This window comes from Vibrio sp. FF145 (assembly GCF_041439075.1).
Lineage (GTDB): Bacteria > Pseudomonadota > Gammaproteobacteria > Enterobacterales > Vibrionaceae > Vibrio > Vibrio tasmaniensis_A.
Window position 1 is genome coordinate 15,168 of record NZ_JBGONH010000054.1, and the last position, 19,422, is coordinate 34,589.

The 19,422-nt window shown below is 44.7% G+C and carries 18 protein-coding genes; all 18 read right to left on the reverse strand.

Features of this window, described 5'->3' with window-relative positions; translation table 11 throughout:
* Window positions 1–25: 25 nt before the first annotated feature.
* Entirely contained in the window at window positions 26–1,069 is a 1,044-nt protein-coding gene (gene fliM / locus ACED42_RS17820) for a flagellar motor switch protein FliM (protein ID WP_371703590.1), read from the reverse strand.
* A gap of 7 nt (window positions 1,070–1,076) precedes the next feature.
* Complete coding sequence (gene fliL / locus ACED42_RS17825) at window positions 1,077–1,565, reverse strand: flagellar basal body-associated protein FliL (RefSeq protein WP_009848547.1); 489 nt, start codon at window positions 1,563–1,565, stop codon at window positions 1,077–1,079.
* Window positions 1,566–1,636: 71 nt separating this feature from the next.
* Window positions 1,637–3,739, reverse strand: coding sequence for a flagellar hook-length control protein FliK (locus ACED42_RS17830; RefSeq protein WP_371703592.1), 2,103 nt, complete (start codon window positions 3,737–3,739; stop codon window positions 1,637–1,639).
* A gap of 182 nt (window positions 3,740–3,921) precedes the next feature.
* A complete protein-coding gene (gene fliJ / locus ACED42_RS17835) occupies window positions 3,922–4,359 on the reverse strand; it encodes a flagellar export protein FliJ (protein WP_009848549.1) in 438 nt (145 codons plus the stop codon).
* A gap of 22 nt (window positions 4,360–4,381) precedes the next feature.
* Entirely contained in the window at window positions 4,382–5,701 is a 1,320-nt protein-coding gene (gene fliI / locus ACED42_RS17840; protein WP_009848550.1) for a flagellar protein export ATPase FliI, read from the reverse strand.
* Window positions 5,701–6,501, reverse strand: a complete 801-nt coding sequence (fliH, locus tag ACED42_RS17845) for a flagellar assembly protein FliH (protein ID WP_009848551.1) — start codon at window positions 6,499–6,501, stop codon at window positions 5,701–5,703. Before fliH ends, fliI begins: the two co-directional genes overlap by 1 nt.
* Window positions 6,502–6,627: 126 nt before the next feature.
* Window positions 6,628–7,686, reverse strand: a complete 1,059-nt coding sequence (gene fliG / locus ACED42_RS17850) for a flagellar motor switch protein FliG (RefSeq protein WP_012603439.1) — start codon at window positions 7,684–7,686, stop codon at window positions 6,628–6,630.
* Window positions 7,679–9,421, reverse strand: a complete 1,743-nt coding sequence (gene fliF / locus ACED42_RS17855) for a flagellar basal-body MS-ring/collar protein FliF (RefSeq protein WP_371703594.1) — start codon at window positions 9,419–9,421, stop codon at window positions 7,679–7,681. Before fliF ends, fliG begins: the two co-directional genes overlap by 8 nt.
* A gap of 15 nt (window positions 9,422–9,436) precedes the next feature.
* Window positions 9,437–9,748 (reverse strand): flagellar hook-basal body complex protein FliE, encoded by a 312-nt coding sequence (fliE, locus tag ACED42_RS17860; protein ID WP_009848554.1) that lies wholly within the window; start codon window positions 9,746–9,748, stop codon window positions 9,437–9,439.
* A 132-nt stretch (window positions 9,749–9,880) separates the two neighbouring features.
* Window positions 9,881–11,290, reverse strand: coding sequence for a sigma-54 dependent transcriptional regulator (locus ACED42_RS17865; RefSeq protein ID WP_269337145.1), 1,410 nt, complete (start codon window positions 11,288–11,290; stop codon window positions 9,881–9,883).
* A gap of 33 nt (window positions 11,291–11,323) precedes the next feature.
* The gene (locus ACED42_RS17870) at window positions 11,324–12,364 is read right to left on the reverse strand and encodes a PAS domain-containing sensor histidine kinase (RefSeq protein WP_371703596.1); all 1,041 of its coding nucleotides are present in this window, start codon (window positions 12,362–12,364) and stop codon (window positions 11,324–11,326) included.
* A 204-nt stretch (window positions 12,365–12,568) separates the two neighbouring features.
* Window positions 12,569–14,032, reverse strand: a complete 1,464-nt coding sequence (locus tag ACED42_RS17875) for a sigma-54 dependent transcriptional regulator (protein WP_371703598.1) — start codon at window positions 14,030–14,032, stop codon at window positions 12,569–12,571.
* Window positions 14,033–14,258: 226 nt separating this feature from the next.
* Window positions 14,259–14,669, reverse strand: a complete 411-nt coding sequence (fliS, locus tag ACED42_RS17880) for a flagellar export chaperone FliS (RefSeq protein WP_009848558.1) — start codon at window positions 14,667–14,669, stop codon at window positions 14,259–14,261.
* A gap of 12 nt (window positions 14,670–14,681) precedes the next feature.
* Window positions 14,682–14,987 (reverse strand): flagellar protein FliT, encoded by a 306-nt coding sequence (locus ACED42_RS17885; protein ID WP_371703599.1) that lies wholly within the window; start codon window positions 14,985–14,987, stop codon window positions 14,682–14,684.
* Between the two features lie 3 nt (window positions 14,988–14,990).
* Entirely contained in the window at window positions 14,991–17,045 is a 2,055-nt protein-coding gene (fliD, locus tag ACED42_RS17890; RefSeq protein ID WP_017104000.1) for a flagellar filament capping protein FliD, read from the reverse strand.
* Window positions 17,046–17,067: 22 nt separating this feature from the next.
* Window positions 17,068–17,493 carry a flagellar protein FlaG gene (gene flaG / locus ACED42_RS17895; protein ID WP_017101960.1) on the reverse strand — a complete coding sequence of 142 codons (426 nt, stop codon included), beginning with the start codon at window positions 17,491–17,493 and terminating at the stop codon, window positions 17,068–17,070.
* Between the two features lie 81 nt (window positions 17,494–17,574).
* Window positions 17,575–18,705: a flagellin gene (locus tag ACED42_RS17900; RefSeq protein WP_017101959.1), complete on the reverse strand. Its 1,131-nt coding sequence runs from the start codon at window positions 18,703–18,705 to the stop codon at window positions 17,575–17,577.
* Window positions 18,706–19,153: 448 nt separating this feature from the next.
* The coding region (locus ACED42_RS17905) for a flagellin (protein WP_371695437.1) at window positions 19,154–19,422 on the reverse strand (269 nt) is incomplete at its 5' end.

The window sequence follows — 19,422 nt, forward strand, 5'->3', positions numbered from 1 at the left end:
AATTCCTATACTTTTATCTACTTTGCTATTCTTCATCTTCGCTATTTTCCAACTCAGACATTAAGTCTTTGCCAAGAAAGGCGAGATCGGTTTTGACCACATGAGGTCTTTCAATTTTTCCAGAAATCTGTACCGCGAGCTTCTCTCCGGAACGGCCCATTTTAACACGATAGGTCGGCAGTTCTTCAACAAACATGGTTGCATGCTCAGGCATATTCATCGGGATAACATCCCCAGGACGAAGTTCCATCAAATCACGCAAAGAGATATCTTGCTCGAGCAAATTGACACGGAAGTTGACTGGCACATCCATGATTTCATCACGCAATGCTGAACTCCAACGAACGTCGGTTTCCATTTTATCTGATTGGACACCAGCATCCAGCAGTTCACGAATCGGCTCAACCATTGAGTAAGGCATAACCACATGGAAATCACCGCCGCCGCCATCGACTTCAATGTGAAATGAACTCACAACAATCACTTCGGTTGGACTCACAATGTTAGCCATACTTGGGTTTACTTCAGAGTCCAAGTATTCAAACTCAACGCCCATCACGGGAGACCAAGCTTCTTTGTAATCTTCAAAAACAATTTTCAGTAGTAACTGAATAATTCGTCTTTCTGTTGGTGTAAATTCGCGACCTTCAATCTTGGCATGAAAACGACCATCACCACCAAAAAAGTTCTCTACGAGAATGAAAACTAGCCGAGCTTCCATCGTAATTAGCGCAGTACCTTTTAACGGGCGGAAGCGAACCATGTTTAAACTTGTGGGTACATAGAGTGTGTTCTGGTACTCACCAAATTTCATCATCTGTACGCCGTTGATCGACACTTCAGCCGTCTTACGCAACATATTAAACAAGCTAATACGCATATGGCGTGCGAAACGCTCGTTAATAAGTTCAAGGGTCGGCATTCGACCACGAACGATTCGATCTTGTGATGAGAAATCAAAATTGACCGTATTGTCACTTTCGGTTTCTAAGACATCTTCAACGTCTTCAACATCATCAACGCCATGTAATAGCGCATCAATTTCGTCTTGGCTTAATAAATCGGTCACATATTACCTATTGAATTACAAAGTCAGTGAATAACACTTTTTCAATTACCGGCTGGCCAACAGCTTGAGTTAAGCTTGCTTTAATATCTTCAGTCGCCTTGTTCCGCAGTTCAACTCTGCCGGCAGGAGATCGTAATTGATCGACCGTCGCCGAAGCGAATGTAGCAAGTAGTGCGCTTTCAACAAGTGGAGAGTGGTATCGAGCGAGAACTTCATTCTTCATACCACGTACCATCAGCTGTACCTTTATCTGAACTAAGCGATCTTTCTTATCGCCCGTAACGTTAAATAAGAAAGCTTGAGGCACATTAACATAGACCACTGGATCGGCACCCATGAGTTGAACCTCAGCTGACGACCCAGCACCCTCAGCCTTATCATCGGAACCCATTAAGAAAAATGCGGCACCACCACCTCCAAGTAACAGCACAACAACCGCGATAGCGATAATGAGGAGCTTACTCTTTCCTTTCGGTGTTTCTTGTTCTTCTGCCATATTCAGCTCTAACTTCCTGTTCTTCTATTAACTAACGGTTCTTTCTATTAGCTAAGTGTTTTAGCCTGATACTAGGCATAATAACTAATTCCATCACGCTTTGACGTGACATTCAATTCAAGATTGCTGTTGCTATCAAGGTTTTCATCACCTTGACCATCATTTATACGGTTAGAGCCTGATTGTTGCTCGCCATTATTGTACCTGTCTTGCCCCTGACCAGTATTCTGTTGCTGAACTGAAGACTCAGCAAGCTGCATCCCTTGTTGAGCGAGCATCTCCCTCAAACGAGGTAAGGTTTGTTCAATAACCTCTCTCGCTTGTTGGCTACCGACAGTAAAGTGCACGTTCGCCACATCATTATTCATGGTCATGCGAATTTTCATCTGCCCCAACTCTGGTGGGTCAAGACGGATATCCAAGTTCTTGAGATTCTTAGACATCATCATTTGGACTTTTTCCGCCACCTGCTCGTTCGCTAACTCTTTAGTGAGTTGCAAAGGTGCCTGTTGAGCCGCTTGAATTTCAGCTCGCGTAGGTGCTGAACCCACCGTAGCTGTACCTTGTGCGCCAGCGGCCGAGGCTATCTGCTGAGCAAAGGTCGAATCTTTAGAATCTTCTTTAGCACCGGCTTTGCCCAAACCAGACAATGCCGCGGCACCTGCGCCCGCTTTAAGAAGCGCATCAGTAGAGCCTGCTTTTGTAGTGACTGGCGCTGCATTCATCGCGATCCCTTGCGCGGTTAAAGCTGGATCCAACGTTGCTTGCTGCTGAGGTGAAGCAACATTAGCTTGTTGAGCGGCTGCATGTGCATTGTTGGCGTGCAGCATTGCTGCCTTATCCGTAAGAGCATTGTTTGTTGATTGAGAAGCGGCCTGCGCTGACACTTGTTGTGCAGCCGTCGCTACAGCTGCTGTTGATGCCGCCGCAGCTAAAGCTTTAGTTTCGCTTGAATCCGTATTATCCCAATCAATAGCAGCGGGTTCACCAGACGCGCTGTTCACAGCCGGAGCTTGATTTAGCAAAGCCGTTGCTTGTTGTTGAACGTTAGTTAGCTGTTGATTCAACAGGTCTAAGTTAGAGGTCGCTTTAGCCAAAGCGGCTTGCTCATCAACCGTCAACTTAGCACCACTTTGTTGCTTCTTAAGCAAGCTATCGACAACAGACTGTTCTGATTCGATTTGTCCATTCAATTGTTTTAGTGCTTTGGTATGGGCATCAACCTGCTTGGCGAGTTCAATATCCGCAGCTGAGATCGCTTGGCTCTGTTCGGCCACCGCGGCGCTAGCCGCATTCTTTTGACTCAGCTCTCGGTTCATACTGGCTTCAATTTGTTCTGGAGTGACGCCTTTATCCATCAACTGTCGGATTTCATCATCAGTCAGCTGAGACACACCCTTACCTCCGGTAAGAACAGCGATTTCAGAATCCACCTCAAGACTATTCTCTTGGATTGCTGCATTCGTTTGTTGTCTCGCCTCATCCGTAACGGAGGCTACTGCAACTGAAGCACCGGAGATATTACCTTGGGCTTTATCTACCTGACCTTGCTGAGGCAAGCCTTTGCCGTTTGGCGCTTGATTTAGAGTTTTGTTTGCCTCATCCAATTGACCAAGCAATTTATTTCCTTCATTCATCGCTGCATTAGCTTGCGATGCTTGCGTAGAGCCATCTACAGCTGATGTACCCTGAGTTTGGGATTGAGCAACCTGTTCTTTAGAATCATTCGTCGTAACCTGCGCATCTTTACCATCCGCCTTATCAGCGACAGTGCTATCAGTGCCCGAATTGGCTTTGAGCTTAGCCTCAGTTCCAGACACAGCCTCTGCAGATGTTTCCTCAGCAGCTTTCTCGCCTTCTACTTCTGAAGCTGCTTGCTTGCTTTGCGCTTCGCTTACTTCGTCAGTAGCCTTTGATTCAGCTGAATCACCTTTGTTCGCTTCGGATGACGCTTCACCTTCGGTAGATGCCTGTTTAGCATCAGGTTTCGCGGTGCTTTCTGTGTCTTTTGCTGCGACTTTACTGTCACTTTCTTCAAAGCCTAGTGCTTCTTTGAAAGACTCAAAGAAACCTTTAGAGTCTCCAGTTTCTTCTACCTTTGAAGAGGCAGAACCGGAGTCCAACAACGATGACGTTTTGTTGGTCGCTGAATTTGAGGAAAGACTAACATTCATATATACAAGCTCTATCTACTAGCTTTGCTGCCTTGAATCAGACAACAAAAAGAAAGTCGGGTGCTTTTTATGCCTTTGGTGAGCATAACTCGCAATTTGATATAAAATAGAGCAAGAAACATGCCTATAAGTTTTAAGTCTGCCATCTGCAGAGCAACACTTGCGTCATTCGTGAATTAGGTTCAAATCTTCTTTCGGCTATATAACAGAGTCGAGAACTCATCCATTTGCTTTTGCTCTCTTTGATCTTGCAGCTTTGCTTTTTCTTTCTGCTTTTTCTCCATCAACCATTCGTAGGATTTACGCTTTTTTCGTAACTCCATCCAATAGTTTTGGCAGTTATCGACCTGATTTTTAAAGTGGTGTTCCGCTTCTCTCTGCTTAGAGAGCGTTTCATCTAATTGCGTTAAGAAACGGTTTAAGTGACCATATTGGCTAGCCGTTAATCCGGCCTTACCTCGGTCAACAAGTTGCTGGCAGTAATCAAGTCGATATTTTTCAATCTGTTCGACCTGTTCGTAGTAACCCTGCAGCTCGACATTCGCTTGATTCAGCGCCAATACAGCTTGGTTCTCTTGGTCTTTCGCCTGATCGAGAAGAAATTCTAACGCGTTATCCATGATTGACCTTATTCAACACGACCTAACCGCCTAACACATGCTTTAACATGTTGACGCACATATCATAGGGAACCGTTTCTTTCATTTTCTGTTGTAAGTACTCGTCCAACCTCGGTTTCAAAGTGAAAGCACTGTCGATTGCAGGGTCTGTTCCCGGCTTGTAAGCACCAATCGAAACCAAATCTTGATTTTTCCGGCATATAGACAGCACTTGTCTAACGGCTTTCGACATCAAGACATGTTCTTCGGTGGTGATTTGAGGCATAACACGACTGACGGATTTCTCAACATCAATCGCGGGATAGTGACCAGCATCAGCCATCTCACGAGATAAAACAATGTGACCATCAAGAATCGCTCGCGATGCATCGGCAATAGGGTCTTGTAAATCATCACCTTCTGTTAACACGGTAAAGAAAGCAGTGATAGAACCTTGTTCATCGTTACCATTACCTGCTCGCTCCACCAGCGCAGGAAGCTTGGCAAACACAGACGGCGGATAGCCTTTGGTTGCTGGCGGCTCACCCACAGACAGAGCGATTTCACGCTGCGCCTGAGCGAAACGAGTCAATGAGTCCATCAGTAGTAAAACATCTAGACCTTGGTCTCGGAAATACTCAGCTACAGCCAGTGCGGTTTGACAGCCTTTTAAACGCATCAATGGAGACGAATCCGCAGGAGCGGCGACCACAACAGAACGCTTACGACCATCTTCGCCAAGGATCTCTTCAATAAATTCTTTTACTTCTCGTCCACGCTCACCAATCAACCCCACCACGACCACTTGCGCGGTTGTACCACGAGTCATCATCCCAAGCGTAACCGACTTACCCACACCGGAGCCCGCAAACAGGCCGATACGCTGCCCTTTGCCCACCGTTAGTAAGCCATTAATCGCTTTTAAGCCAACATCAAGTGGCTCAGAGATAGGTTTACGAGCTAAAGGATTGATTGGCTCAGCATTAAAGGAAGCGCGTTGCTCGGTATAGATTGGACCTAAACCGTCGAGCGGATTACCTACGCCATCGATAACACGACCAAGCAACTCCATTCCAACAGGGATACCGCTTTCCGACGTCATCGGTGTCACGCGAGCGCCTGGTAAGATCCCAGTAATTTGTTCACTTGGCATCAAAAACAGGTTATCGCCAGAAAAGCCAACCACTTCAGCTTCCATCTGACCAGACATAGTCTCTACTAAGCATAAGCTGCCAATTGGCGCTTTGCAGCCGGTCGCTTCAAGCGTTAGTCCAACAACACGAACTAGTTTGCCTGAAGCAATTGGTCGCGACTTTAGCCCCTCGACTTTGTATTGGCTAAGACGGTTCGCTAACTCAAGCATTACTCATGACCTTGATGACGATTTACACCACAGAAGCTTTGAATGACGTTCTTCACGCGCTCTTCCATGCGGTAGTTAACACTCGATTCACCCGCTTCAATTTGTACGTCGCCGCGATTGAGTGCAGGCTCTGATACCAACGTCCAATTGCGAGAGTCCAATTCCGTTTCGCCATACGCTGAGCGTATTATTGCAACGTCTTCAGGGTTTAGCTTCAATGTGATCGCGTGACCTGAGATTGGCAATGACTCTACCGATTCTTTCACGGTATCTAGTATGATTTGTGGGTTGGTTTGCACTTCAACATGAACCACTTCTTTGACCATAGTCAGCACCATGTCCACCAGTTGCTTCTCTACCTGAGCATTCATCAGCTCTAATGGCTGAGCGAACTGGTTGGCTAGCCCCATAAAGATGGCGACTTGCTGCTGAATGTACTCTTGACCAGCAGTAACGCCTTCAAGTTTGCCGGCTTCGTTACCCTCTTCGTGACCTGCGGCAAACCCTTCTTCTTTACCTTTTTCGTAGCCCTGTTTAAAGCCAGCCTCTTGTCCTTGATGAAGCCCTTCCTGATAAGCACCTTGCTTGATCAGTTCGATTTGGTCTTCAGTTAGAACCAGCTCTTCGTCTTCAATGGCTTCTTCAACCGTTGGCATCCAGCCAGGATCGTAGTTAAAAGCCGTTTCTTTGGCTTGTTTGTTCACATCAGATGTATAGTCAGGCAGCCCCCATTTCTGAGGTTGGGCAACCGTATTATCTTCTTCAGGGCGAAGGAAGCCACGTTTTCTATCACCTGACATATCAGTACCTATCTATGAGTTCGTCCAACTGCGTTGTAGATTCAAGCAATTACACGGTAGTTAATCTGTGGTTTGAGGTTGGATAAAGAAAAGCCCCAACAATGTGGGGCTCTTGAGGTTTCTGTATTAAAGGAACTCGTCGGCGCCACCAGACAGCATAATCTCGCCACTGTCTGCCATCTTCCTCGCAATACCCAAGATCTCTTTCTGAGCCGCTTCTACATCAGAGACTTTAACTGGCGGCATCGCCTCAATATCGTCTCTCATCATATCAGCAGCACGCGTAGACATGTTCTTGAAGATCTTCTCACGTAGGCTTTCATCAGCACCTTTAAGCGCTTTCTGTAGAACGTCTTGTGGAACATCACGCAGCAATCGCTGAACACCTTGGTCATCAACTTCAATAAGGTTTTCAAAGACAAACATAAGATCTTGGATCTGTGTTGCCATGTCTTCGTCTTGATCTCGAATTTGTCCCATCAAGATGCCTTCTACATTATTGTCCATGTAGTTCATGATCTCAGCAGCGGCTTTCAGGCCACCAATTTTGGCAGCTTGAGCACCCGCTTGACCCGCAAACTGTTTCTCCATGATTTCATTCAATTCAGCGAGAGCTGAAGGTTGAACTTCTTCAAGGTTAGCAATACGCATCATCAAATCAAGGCGAACACGCTCAGGGAATTGAGACAAGATCTCCGCAGACTGATCCGATTCCAAGTAAGATAATACGATCGTTTGAATCTGTGGGTGCTCGTTAATGATGATGCTTGCCACCTGACGAGGGTCCATCCACTTAAGAGAATCCAAACCTTTAGAACCAGTACCTAAAAGGATCTGATCAACAAGGTTATTCGCCTTATCTTCACCTAGAGCAGCCACCAACGCATTACGCATAAAGTCTTCACTGCCCATACCGATGTTGGTGTACTTCTGAATATCATCTAAGAAAGCGCGGTGCACAGCACCTACTTTTTCTTGAGACCAATCCGTTGAACGTGCCATTGCACTACCAACACGCTGAACCTGTTTAGGTTCTAGATGGCGAATGATACCCGCAGCATCTTCTTCACTTAAACTTAGCAACAAGATCGCAGCGCGCTCTTCGCCTGAGATAGACTCGATATCGACACTTGCGACATCAAGCTCACCACCTTCTGCTTGTTGTGGAACAATTTCGTTAGCCATCTGCCACCCAATTCTTAACTACTTGAGCTGCTAGCTCTGGTTCATTCGCTACAAGTGCACGTACTGCTTTCAGTACGTCCTCATCTTTGTGAAGGTTAGGTAGGTCGATACTTGAACCAAATTCAAATAACTCACCACCTTCAATATCACCACCAATTAAACTGGTTTCGCCGTCAGCACCAATTGGCATGCCGTCGGGTCCGTACATTTGATCGTCATCGTCTGCTGCTGGGTTAAGCAGTTTTTTCATTGCAGGGCGAACCAGCACCAATACGACAACAATAATAACCAACGCACTCGCAAACCAACGTACCCAATCATTAAAGTGTTGGTGCTCCCAAATTGGTACGTCAGCAACAATATCCGTTACTTGAGGTGCAAATTGCATGCTTAACACATTGAGTAAATCACCGCGGTTTTCATCAAAACCCACAGTGCCAATCAATACCTGACGTATCGCGTTAATTTCGCTTGCTGGAATTGGGGTGTGAACCACTTCTCCTGTATCAGGGTTCAGTGATTGGCGATCTTTGATTGCAACGGATACGGTCTGACGATTAACCGTGCCGCTCTGTTTTCGCTCATGACTAATGGTAGTATCCAGCTCAAAGTTGCGGGTCGCTTCTTTGTGAACCGAACCTTGCCCCATCATCGTACCATCTTTCATCTGAGCCACATCCTGAGGAATCGAAGCATCAGCAGGAGGCTGGTTACTCAAAGCCCCTGGAATACCAGCCACAACGTTGCCGTTATTATAGTCTTCTAATGTGTATTCACTTCGGGTTGCTGGAGTATTCGGATCAAAACGCTTTCGTGTTTGTTCCACAGCACTAAAGTCGAGTTGAATATCAACCTGAGCTGTGTAGTTACCAAACCCAAGAATCGGAATCAAAATAGAGTCAATTTTTTCACGTAGCGCTTGCTCTTGATTACGCTCTAACTCGTGCTCTTTTCGGCGTGCCGCTGACATCGGGTCCTGAGAGCCAGAGCTCAAAAGTCGGCCATGCTGGTCGGTCACCGTAATTCGCGAAGTTTTCATCCCCGGAACGGCACTAGCCACCATGTCCACAACAGAATCAACTTCTTGCTGCTTGAGGTTCATCCCCGTTTTAAGTGTCAGGAATACTGAGGCAGAGGCTTCTTGATTGTGACGAACAAAGACACTTTGCTTAGGTAAGGCAAGTAAAACTTGAGCTTTACGTACCTGCTTCATCTGTTCAATAGCTTTAGCAAGCTGTCTTTCACGGCTTAGTTTAAGACGCTCTTTCTCTAAACGTTGTGATACACCGAAACCCATGTCTTGCATGAGGATATCATCACCGGTGTTTCGCTCTTGGTTCAAACCCGCTCGAACCATATTTAGCTTTAATGAGTTATATTCACTCGCTGGTACCGAGATGGTATTCCCTTCAAGAGAGTACTCAATCTTCTGCGTATCCAAATAATCAAGAACCGGGATCAACTCTTCTGTTTCGTAAGCCCCTAATGGACGCATTTCTGGCTCTTTCACCCAGAAAAACAGCATTACAATAAGCGCTACACAGATCGAGATAGAAAGAACTAAGACGACTTGACGAAGCAAATCGAGATCACCGACGGCCATATCGAACTTAGATGAACTGCGCTCACCTAAATCGGTATTTTGCCCTTCTCCATCGAGATCAGAACTTGCAATAAGTGCGTGGTCGTTGCTATCGCTTACGGTTAAATCTGTTGTTTGACTGTTATCTGCCACTATTTACTACCCAACTTATACCGGCATGTTCATCAGCTCTTTGTACGATTCGACCAATTTATTTCTAATTTGGATCGTCGCTTCAAAAGCCACACTAGATTTATTACGAGCAATCATCACGTCAGATAAAGACACGCTTTGATCGCCACTGTCAAAACGAGTTTGAAGATTACCAGAGGTCTTTTGTAATGAGTTCACATTATTGATGGCATTAGTCAGCATGTTGCCAAAATCTGCACCAACCGCTTGGCCCGTTGCAGCAGGACGCGTACTGGCAGCTTCAACCATCATTGCCTGCATTTCGCCTTGTAAACCATCTATTCTCATTTACTACCTCAGGAGTCAAAATTATGACTATCTATTTAGCTTTATTATTGACAGAGCAATTAACGTGCCATGCATCAATTTGACTAGCTATCGTAATACACTAGTCAGAAAGCTGACACTACTAATTTATGTTCAATTTGGAATGTCTATTCCAGCATCACGCATTTTCGCTAATTTATAACGCAATGTACGAGGGCTAATACCTAGCTTTTCAGCCATATCTTTACGTCGACCATGACAAGCAATCAATGTTTCGAGAATGATCGCATACTCTTGATCTCTAAGCTCATTTCCAAGTCCTTCGCTGCCTGCCACGACTTTATTGATAGGGTTCGCTTCAGCAATCGGCTTAATTTCTGGCGCTGAAACACTGTTCCCTTCAACGATCTGTTGTAGTCCAGTTGCGTCTTGCCAATCAACACCTTCAAGTAAAATATGTTCGCCTGAAATATTTTCTTGCTCACTCAAAATTAGAGCGCGCTGCACGACATTATCCAGTTCACGCACATTTCCCGGCCACGGATAATTGACGAGTTTACTAATGGCTTGCTCAGACAGAACAGGAACAGGCATTCCTAGTTTGGTGCAATGACGTTCAACCAAATGTTTCGCAAGCGGCTCAATATCGCCTTTACGTTCACACAGCGCTGGCCAAGTAATTGGAAATACATTCAGTCGGTAGTATAAATCTTCACGGAAATTCCCTTCAGAAACATACTGTTTTAGGTCGCGGTTACTGGTTGCTAGAACACGGACATCCAATTTGATGCTCTTGCGGCTACCAAGACGTTCAACTTCGCGCTCCTGCAATACGCGCAATAGTTTCGCTTGTAGGCTAAGATCCATTTCACTGATCTCATCCAACAAAATAGTACCACCTTGAGCTTGTTCAAATTTACCCGGACAAGCTTGAATCGCACCGGTAAACGCACCTTTATCGTAGCCAAACAGTGTCGCTTCCAACATGTTATCTGGAATCGCGGCACAGTTAATCGCAACAAACGGACCGTCTTTACGGCTCGAGGCGTTATGAATATAGCGAGACATGACCTCTTTACCAGAGCCACTTGGCCCTAGCACCATCACGTTGGCATCGGTTTTAGCCACTTTGTCAGCCAGCATCATTAGTTTGATACTTTTCTCATCGGCAACGATAGCATCGCCATTGTCATCCGACTTTACGGGAGCGTAACGGCTCACCATGTTTAACAGCACTTCTGGAGCAAATGGCTTTGCCATGTAATCGATAGCGCCTTCTTTCATTGCCGCGACCGCATCTTCAATGTTGGCATAGGCCGTCATCAATAGAACCGGAAGATTTGGCCAATGCTGCTTGATGTTTCTTAGCAATGCTAAACCGCCCATACCGGCCATCTGTACATCAGAGACCACGATATCAACAGAGTTTGATTTCAATTTTACCAGAGCATCTTCCGCACAATCCGCTTCCAGCCATTCGTAACCAGCAAGCGCGAGTGTATCGACAAGGGCTTCGCGTAGACCTTCATCATCTTCGACGATTAACACTTTGCTTTGAGCCATAGGATTCTCCAGTGTAAATTCAGTTAAAACTTATTAGTCTTCAGAAGAAGAGCTTCTTTCCAACGGTAGACACATGGTAAAGCATGCGCCGTCACCCTCTTCTGATATCAATTCCAGTCGACCTTCATGTGCTCGGCATACCATTTGTACAACCGCTAAACCTAGACCTGTGCCTTGAGAACGAGTGGTAAAGAAAGGTTCCATTATCTTACCTTGTAGTTCTTCAGGCACTCCGGGGCCACTGTCTTGCACTGATATCTTAAGTTCACCGTTTACGGGTCTAAAAAACACATCAATCTGCGATTTCTTGCCAGCAATTTGAACCGCGTTCAAAACTAGGTTACTTAAAGCAGAAGCGATAGCATTGGCGTTACCAAACATTTGAGTCTTTTCATCTTCAACTTCCTGACAATAATCAATCTGGTTGCTTTTTAACGCCGCCTCCACCATAGGGTGAAACTCAATGATGAGTTCCGCGATGGTGAATGGCTTAACCACCTTATTGTCGCCACCTTTAGCAAACAACAGCATGTCATTCACTTGTTTCTCTAAATCATGCAACCTATCCATAAGCTTAGATTGAAAACGCGTTTTTGTTGCCGGCGGCAAATTTGGCGCGGCAAGGTTTGATGCATACAGCATCGCACTAGAAAGCGGCGTGCGAACCTGATGGGCAAGCGAAGCGACCATTCTACCAAGTGAAGATAAGCGCTGAAGATCGCTGACACGAGACTGCAGCAGGCGAGTTTCTGTCAGGTCTGTAATCAAAATAAGCTGACCTGTAGTCGAAGCTGAAATCGCTAAGCGCACTTTTCGCCCATTCTTCAATGAGATCTCATGCCCATCATCGTCCCTTGGTTCAAAGGCATTTTGTATTACCGAAAACCATTTCTCGCCAACCAGCTCAACCCCGAGAATACGGTGAGCTTCAGGATTCGCTTCTCTCACTTCACCATGCGTATCTAACAAGATAACCCCCGCAGGCATAACATCGAGCACTTGCTTATAGCGCTCAACCTGTTGCTCAACAGAATCTAAATGTGATTGATTTTCTGGTTCGTTAGATAGGTGCATGTCAAAAATTTGCCTCAAATACTAAAACAGCCTGACATGTACAACACAAGTCAGGCTATTTGCTATATTTATCACATAGTTAAGCAAGCAACAACTCGACTATGGTTTATCTGTTCGTTTAGCTAAAGTTGCCAAAAAGCTAAAATGCTAAAATGCTAAAATGCTAAAGTGTGTACTAGTTTTCGTTTTCATCGAAAATAGGCACTAACGCTGCAAGTTATATTTACGCATTTTTTCGACCAGAGTGGTTCTGCGCATTCCAAGCATGTCAGCAGCGCGAGCAACAATACCGCCCTGAGCCTCCAACGCTTGATTGATCATATTCACTTCCATATCAGCGAGTAGTTCTTTCAAGTTAACCCCTTCAGCGGGTAAATCTTGAGGTGCGTTCGCATTGTCAGCAAGCTCATCGTGCTGCTCAAAACTGAAGTCTTCCGAGAACAAGTCAGAAAGAGCATCTCGCTCTTGCTCTTCCTCTGATGCAAAATTATTAAACTCTGGCTGAAACTCTGGGATATCACTGTATCTATATTTAGTGGGTAGATGATTCACATCAACTAAGCTATTTGGATATAAAATAACCATTCGCTCAACTAAATTAGCTAACTCACGTACGTTGCCCGGCCAGCAATGCTCCATCAAAGAGTTGATTGCACGGGGAGTAAAACAGATTGGCATGCCACCTTCAGCTTCCATTCTGGTCATCAACTCCTGAAGCAATAGGGGAACATCTTCTTTTCGCTCCTGAAGCGATGGCATTTCAATTGGGAAAACGTTCAAGCGATAGTAAAGATCTTCACGGAACAAATCATCTTCGATCATGTTTTCAAGGTTGCGGTGTGTTGCCGCAATCACTCGAACATCAGCTTGAATGGTACTATTGCCACCTACACGTTCAAAACTGCGTTCTTGTAAAACGCGAAGCAACTTAACTTGCATCGCCATTGGCATATCACCAATTTCATCCAGAAACAGTGTACCACCTTCAGCCAACTCAAAACGGCCTTTACGTGCGGTAATTGCACCAGTAAACGCGCCCTTCTCATGACCAAACAGTTCACTTTCAAGCAAGTCTGGCGGTATAGCGCCACAGTTTACGGGAACGAAAGGTCCTGAACGACGTTTAGAATGATAATGAACATTACGTGCTACAACTTCTTTGCCCGTGCCTGACTCGCCAAGAATCAATACGTTTGCTTCAGTAGAAGAGACTTGTTCAATCAAGTGACGAACTTCTTGGATACCAACACTCTGCCCAACTAGACTACGAAAAAGCGTGTTCTTACGCGCTGAAGGTACAATTTGAACGCCTTTACGGCCTAAGAAGTCTTTACAGTGTCTCAGTGCATCACTTAATTGCGGATAGTTAAGAGGAAGTTCGAGTTCACCAACAAAGTTAGTAAGTTCCTCAACCGGGTAATCGTTTTTGCCAATCACCAGTAAAGGGATGTGATTAACATGAACAAGCTTTTCATTCAGTAATGCGAAGCCTTTGGCTTTAATTGAACCAATGATGCAGCCAGCCCACTGTAGGGACCAGTCAACGTTGTGTGCTTGTTCAGAGCTGATTACTTCGCAGCTCTCTCCTACAAACTCTAATATTGTGCTTAAATTGTGACGATTTTGAGCGTTATCATCGACGACAAGCAGTTTTGCCAAACCTTGCATAAGTAGGAATTATTGCCTTTATTTTGGTGCGATGCGGAAATTGGTAAGCGACGTAAGAGACAAAACAGAGAAAATATCAATGATTATGATCTACGTGGACAAATCTAGGAAACCAGCAACGAAAAAAGCCATTAGGCTATCTAATGGCTTCTATTTTATTTGATTATAAAAATAAGGCAACCAAGCAATTCAGAGATATGCGATTGGTTTAAACTGGGATGTTTCTTTAAATACCAACATCCGCAGACGTTAAATTGTGATATTCATTCGGAATTTGGTCCCAAGCGCTCTTAATTTCGCGGATAATATCGATAACATCATCAATTGGCTGAGGATCATTTTTGTGATTTGCAGCAGAAATTTGCGTGATCATAAACTCATAAAGTTGATCTAGATTTTTCGCGATGTCGCCACCATCGGACATCGATAGGCAACTACGCAGGCTAATAATGATATCTAGAGCCTTACTCAGTCGCTCACCTTTCACCGGGATGTTGCCCGCTTGCATTGCCGCTTTACCTTGAATTAAGCGCTCGATAGCACCAGCCATTAGCATCTGAACAATTTTATGCGGTGAGGCAGCTGTTAGCTGGCTATCCACTGATACCTTTTTATATGCCTGTAAAGAACCGCGCATAGTAAACCTCTTCTATAAAAACTTTTTGTATTGTTGAACTGATTTGGCACCATGTCGGTATTTATGTAAGCTTTTACCTACTAGACCAGTCTCAGACTGCATCAGTTCGACCAATTGTCTTGTTCTCGAAATGGCTTCAAACCACTCGGAGCTTTGCTTAACGTCGGGATATGAATCGATTAATTGAAGCACGTTTTGCAATAACTGTTCTCTGTTATCGACAAGATGCACGATTTCTTCAGCATTAATTTCACTAAATTCGAGCTTAGACATAATTAATTGATCGAGCTCACAAAGCTCTTGAAGCAGTATGCTCATCTATTAGCCCATTGCACTCATCATACTGCCTAACTGAGATTGCATCTTGCTGGTCGCATCCTGCATCGCAGTGAACTTGGAGTGCGTACGGCTCTCTAGGCTATCCATGCGTCGGTCAAGCGCGCTTTGATCATCAACCAGACGGTAATTTTGTTCGACTAAGCTCTTTTCTCTCGTGCGGATAGAACCGGTAACACCCGTGATCCCTTGAATTGCATCTTCGACTTTTTTAGCGAAGCCATTGTTACCACCAAAGAATTCACCCAACTTATCAAAGTGATTGTTGAGTTGACGGTCAAGCATATCGTAATTGATTTCTAGCGAGCCTTGTCTTGTGGTTGTGATGCCAAATTCAGTCAAAGACTTTAGATTGTCAGGCGCGTCTTCAATGCTTGAAGAGAACACACTTTTTAGTCGCGAGTCTGCGTTACGCACTGTACTGTCACCAGAAAGAGGGCCTTTTTGACCTGTCAAAGGGTCAACACTCGCCAAACCTTTAGATACTTGGTAAAACTGATTATAAGAGCTAACAAAAGCTTCAATATCTTCACGAACACGATTACGGTCGTACTCAACACCAATTTCTGCTGGCGGCTTATCTTTTGGCGTTTTACCTTTAACCGTAATATCAATACCTTCAACGGCATCTTCAATCACATTATTATTGCTAGAAAGCTGAGCGACACCATCCAGAATGACCATTGAATCTTGTCCAGCTTGCACTTCAGTCATGCCGCTGTATTGGTCAAAAGACTGTTGAGCCAAAGCCAGATTAGCTTGAGCTTTATCAACCTTCTCTAAATGTGTTCGTTCCCCCGGAGATAACCTAGCTCTCTCTAATTGCTGAGCCTGCTCCGGGGTTAATTCACCTTTCTCAACTCTCTTCGCTAACTCTGAACGTTCATCAACCAATTTACTTTCTATTCTGGCTTTCTCGGCATCGAGCTTCTGCTGCGCTTCTTTGGGGGTAACATAAGAATCCGTCAGAGTACCTGCGGCAGTATTTGACCACCCCGGAATATCAGCGGCTTTCTCGATGGCTTTTTCGTCAAGCTCGAGTTCAGGCCTAAAAAAAGAATCGAGTAATGTGCCCGAAGCGGTGTTGTTCCAGCCTGGGATCGTATCTTCTGGCATCCCTGAAGCCGCTAAGGCGGACGCATCTAGCGCCTTTTGACCTGCCATTGCCGCTTCTTGGCCATAAGTTAAATTATCACGGTCAAATTCAGCGAAAGGATCTTCAGGCTCAACGACAGGTTCCGATTTTCTTTCAAAAATAGGATTGCCGTTTTCATCAAATATGGAATTTCCGTCATCGTCTCGCAGCGGAACAGCAAAGCCGTCAGGAATTGGGTTACCGTCAGCATCCAATTTAGGAGGGGCATCAGCTAAGACGCCTTGCGCTACTGAGCGAGCATCTTCTAAGGCTTTCAGTCTTTCCGATAGGGTTTTATATTCTAATTTTTTTAGAGGGTTGTTATCTTCAGAGTCAACGTGGAGTTTTATTTGATTGTCTTCACCAGACATATTTGAAGCGAGGACTAACCGTGGTCCTTCTTTATCATTAATGATAGAAGCTCGAACACCCGGATTATCCCCAGCGCTGTTAATACCTCTAACAACATCACGCAGTTTTGAGTTAGCACTAACTTGTGTTTCGAAGCTCTCGCTACCAAGCGAAACCTGCAGCTTGCCAGGGCCAAATTTCATGTCATCTGATAGAACATCAGAAGCCACTTTATGGCTCTGGGCAAGCTGCAACACATCGATGGCATATTTGCCAGCGATCGCTTCGGTAGTCGCGGTCGCAGAAACAAGATTTTCATCAGTACTTTCTACTGTTCGCACAGCAAAAGCTTTATCCTGACGAAAGCTTGTCATCAGATCCTTCATCGAATCAAGGGATTCTCTGAGTCTTCCATAGGCACTAATGCTGGTGTCGATTCGCGTTCGTTCATTGTCGATCTGTTGCTGTTTAGGCACACGCTCAGAATCAACAATTTTGCTGACCATGGAATTGATATCCATGCCAGACGAAATCCCCATTGGGCCAAAACTCATTAAACCACCTCAATAATACGACTTAAACCTTAGCCTCCAATATTCCACTATTCGAGGTTTGGGCTGCTAGGCGCCTCAGAATTTCGAGCATTTCTTCGTCGGGAATTTGGCGAATAATATCGCCTGTTGTGGTCTCATAAATAGTGACCACATCTCTCCCAGTCTCTTCATCAACCTTGAAGGCAACACCCTTGTTAAGAGAAGATATAAACTCATTGACCTTCTCAACCATCTTGACACGCTCCTGATCATTTAACTCTTGTCTATGTTGAGCTAATTGAATCGCCGCTTCGGTAGCCATCTCTTTCGATTTTTCTACCTTGCCATGAGATGTTGCTTCTTTTAGTTGTAAAGTGCTCGACGCACTACTACCTTCATCGCTTGCAAATTTAGTGCCATTAGGTGAGCCATAAGGCTGGATGTTCGACGCGTTAGATAATATTTCCATAACACTCTCCCTCCCACCTTTATGAGCCTAACAGTAAAACTCTACCCACAGTAGAGTTTACCGTTACTTACTGAAGTAAGTTTAGCCCAACAAGCTTAGAGCTGCTGATGGTGATTGTTTTGCTTGAGCTAAAATAGAAGTACTCGCCTGTTGTAAGATTTGAGACTTCGTCATTGCCGTTGTTTCTTTTGCGTAATCGGTATCTTTGATACGGCTCTTAGACGCATTAACGTTTTCGTTAATATTATCTAAGTTGCTGATTGCGTGATCAAAACGGTTTTGGAATGCACCGAGAGATGCTCGGTTACTGTCTACTGATTTTAGAGCGCCATCAATAATAGATACCGCGTTGTTAGCACCAGCAACCGATGTTACATCGATATCGTTAACAGTAACGTCTTTACCTGCACCAATCCCTAGCTCGCCCGCCAGACTGCCGCCAAATTCAACATTACCTTCAATTTTTTGGCTAGAAGCAAACAGTTGCAGTTTACCGCCTTCACCTACCGATGCTTGGACGTCTGGACTTTGGCCATTAATATACGTTGCTAGCTCTTCCATGTCGTTGCCTTCTTTCGCAGAAATAGACAACTCTTGAAGATCACCAAACTGATCTTGGTATTTCATCGTTAGAGCAGAGTTTGCTCCTACACGCCAAGACGTATCTTTACCCTCGGTAACACTATAGCTCTTACCGCCCATAGCTTGAGTGTCAGTACGCATATTATTCATCGTCAGCATTACTGCTTCACCAGAATCTGCACCGATTTGGAAAGATTGGCTACCAAAAGTACCGTTCAAAAGCTTGTTACCACCAAAAGAGGTCGTTTCAGCAATACGGTTAAGCTCAGTGTTTAACGCCGATACTTCTTCTTGGATAGCAACACGTTCAGATCTCGTGTTTGAGCCATTTGAAGATTGAAGAGAAAGGTCACGCATTCGTTGCAGGATATTGGTTGACTCATTCATTGCACCTTCAGCTGTCTGTGCAATAGAGATACCATCATTCGCGTTTTTTACAGCCATATCTAGGCCACGGCTTTGCGACGTTAAGCGGTTAGAGATTTGTAGGCCTGCAGCATCATCTTTCGCGCTATTAATTTTATAGCCAGAAGACAAGCGCTCCATTGATTTTTGAGTACCTTCAGCCGCGCTATTTAGGTAGCGCTGAGCCGTCATTGCAGACACATTTGTGCTTACATTAATCGCCATAGTTGATCTCCTTTAGGCATTTTTTCATGCACTTATGTGACTCTCACCTCACAAAAACACATGTTATTTTGTTTTATATACCAGTGTCTCTCTCACCTTACATTGGTACATATCATTTCTCTCAATCCCTTTAACGGCCCCTTAACTAGAAGCTTTAATAAAAAATGCATTTTTTTTCGTATTATTTTAAATATTAAAAAAACGTGAAGTAGATCATCATTTCCCGACTCGGTCATTCCCTACAGTGGGGAACGAACGTGATAGGGAATCTCGCTTTTTCTTTCCCCCCTGATCTTGAAAATTACCGTTACCAAATCGCAGGCAATAAAAAACCCAGCCGAAGCTGGGTTTATTTAGCGCTCATCTCTCACCACGAGCTAATTTGTGGAAGCCTAACATTGACACTTATAACCAATAATGCATATGTTCAATGTGGCCTTTCAACCTGTTAACCTAGTAGGCTAAGTGCCGAGTTCGGAGCTTGTTTTGCTTGAGCTAGAATCGAGCTTGAAGCTTGAGAAAGAATCTGAGATTTAGTCATCTGAGTCGTTTCTTTCGCGAAATCAGTATCTTTAATGCGGCTCTTAGATGCATTAACGTTCTCGTTAATGTTGTCTAAGTTATTGATTGCATGGTCGAAACGATTTTGGAAAGCACCCAGTTCAGAACGGTGGCTATCTACATATTTAAGTGCCGCATCGATAACAGCTACAGATT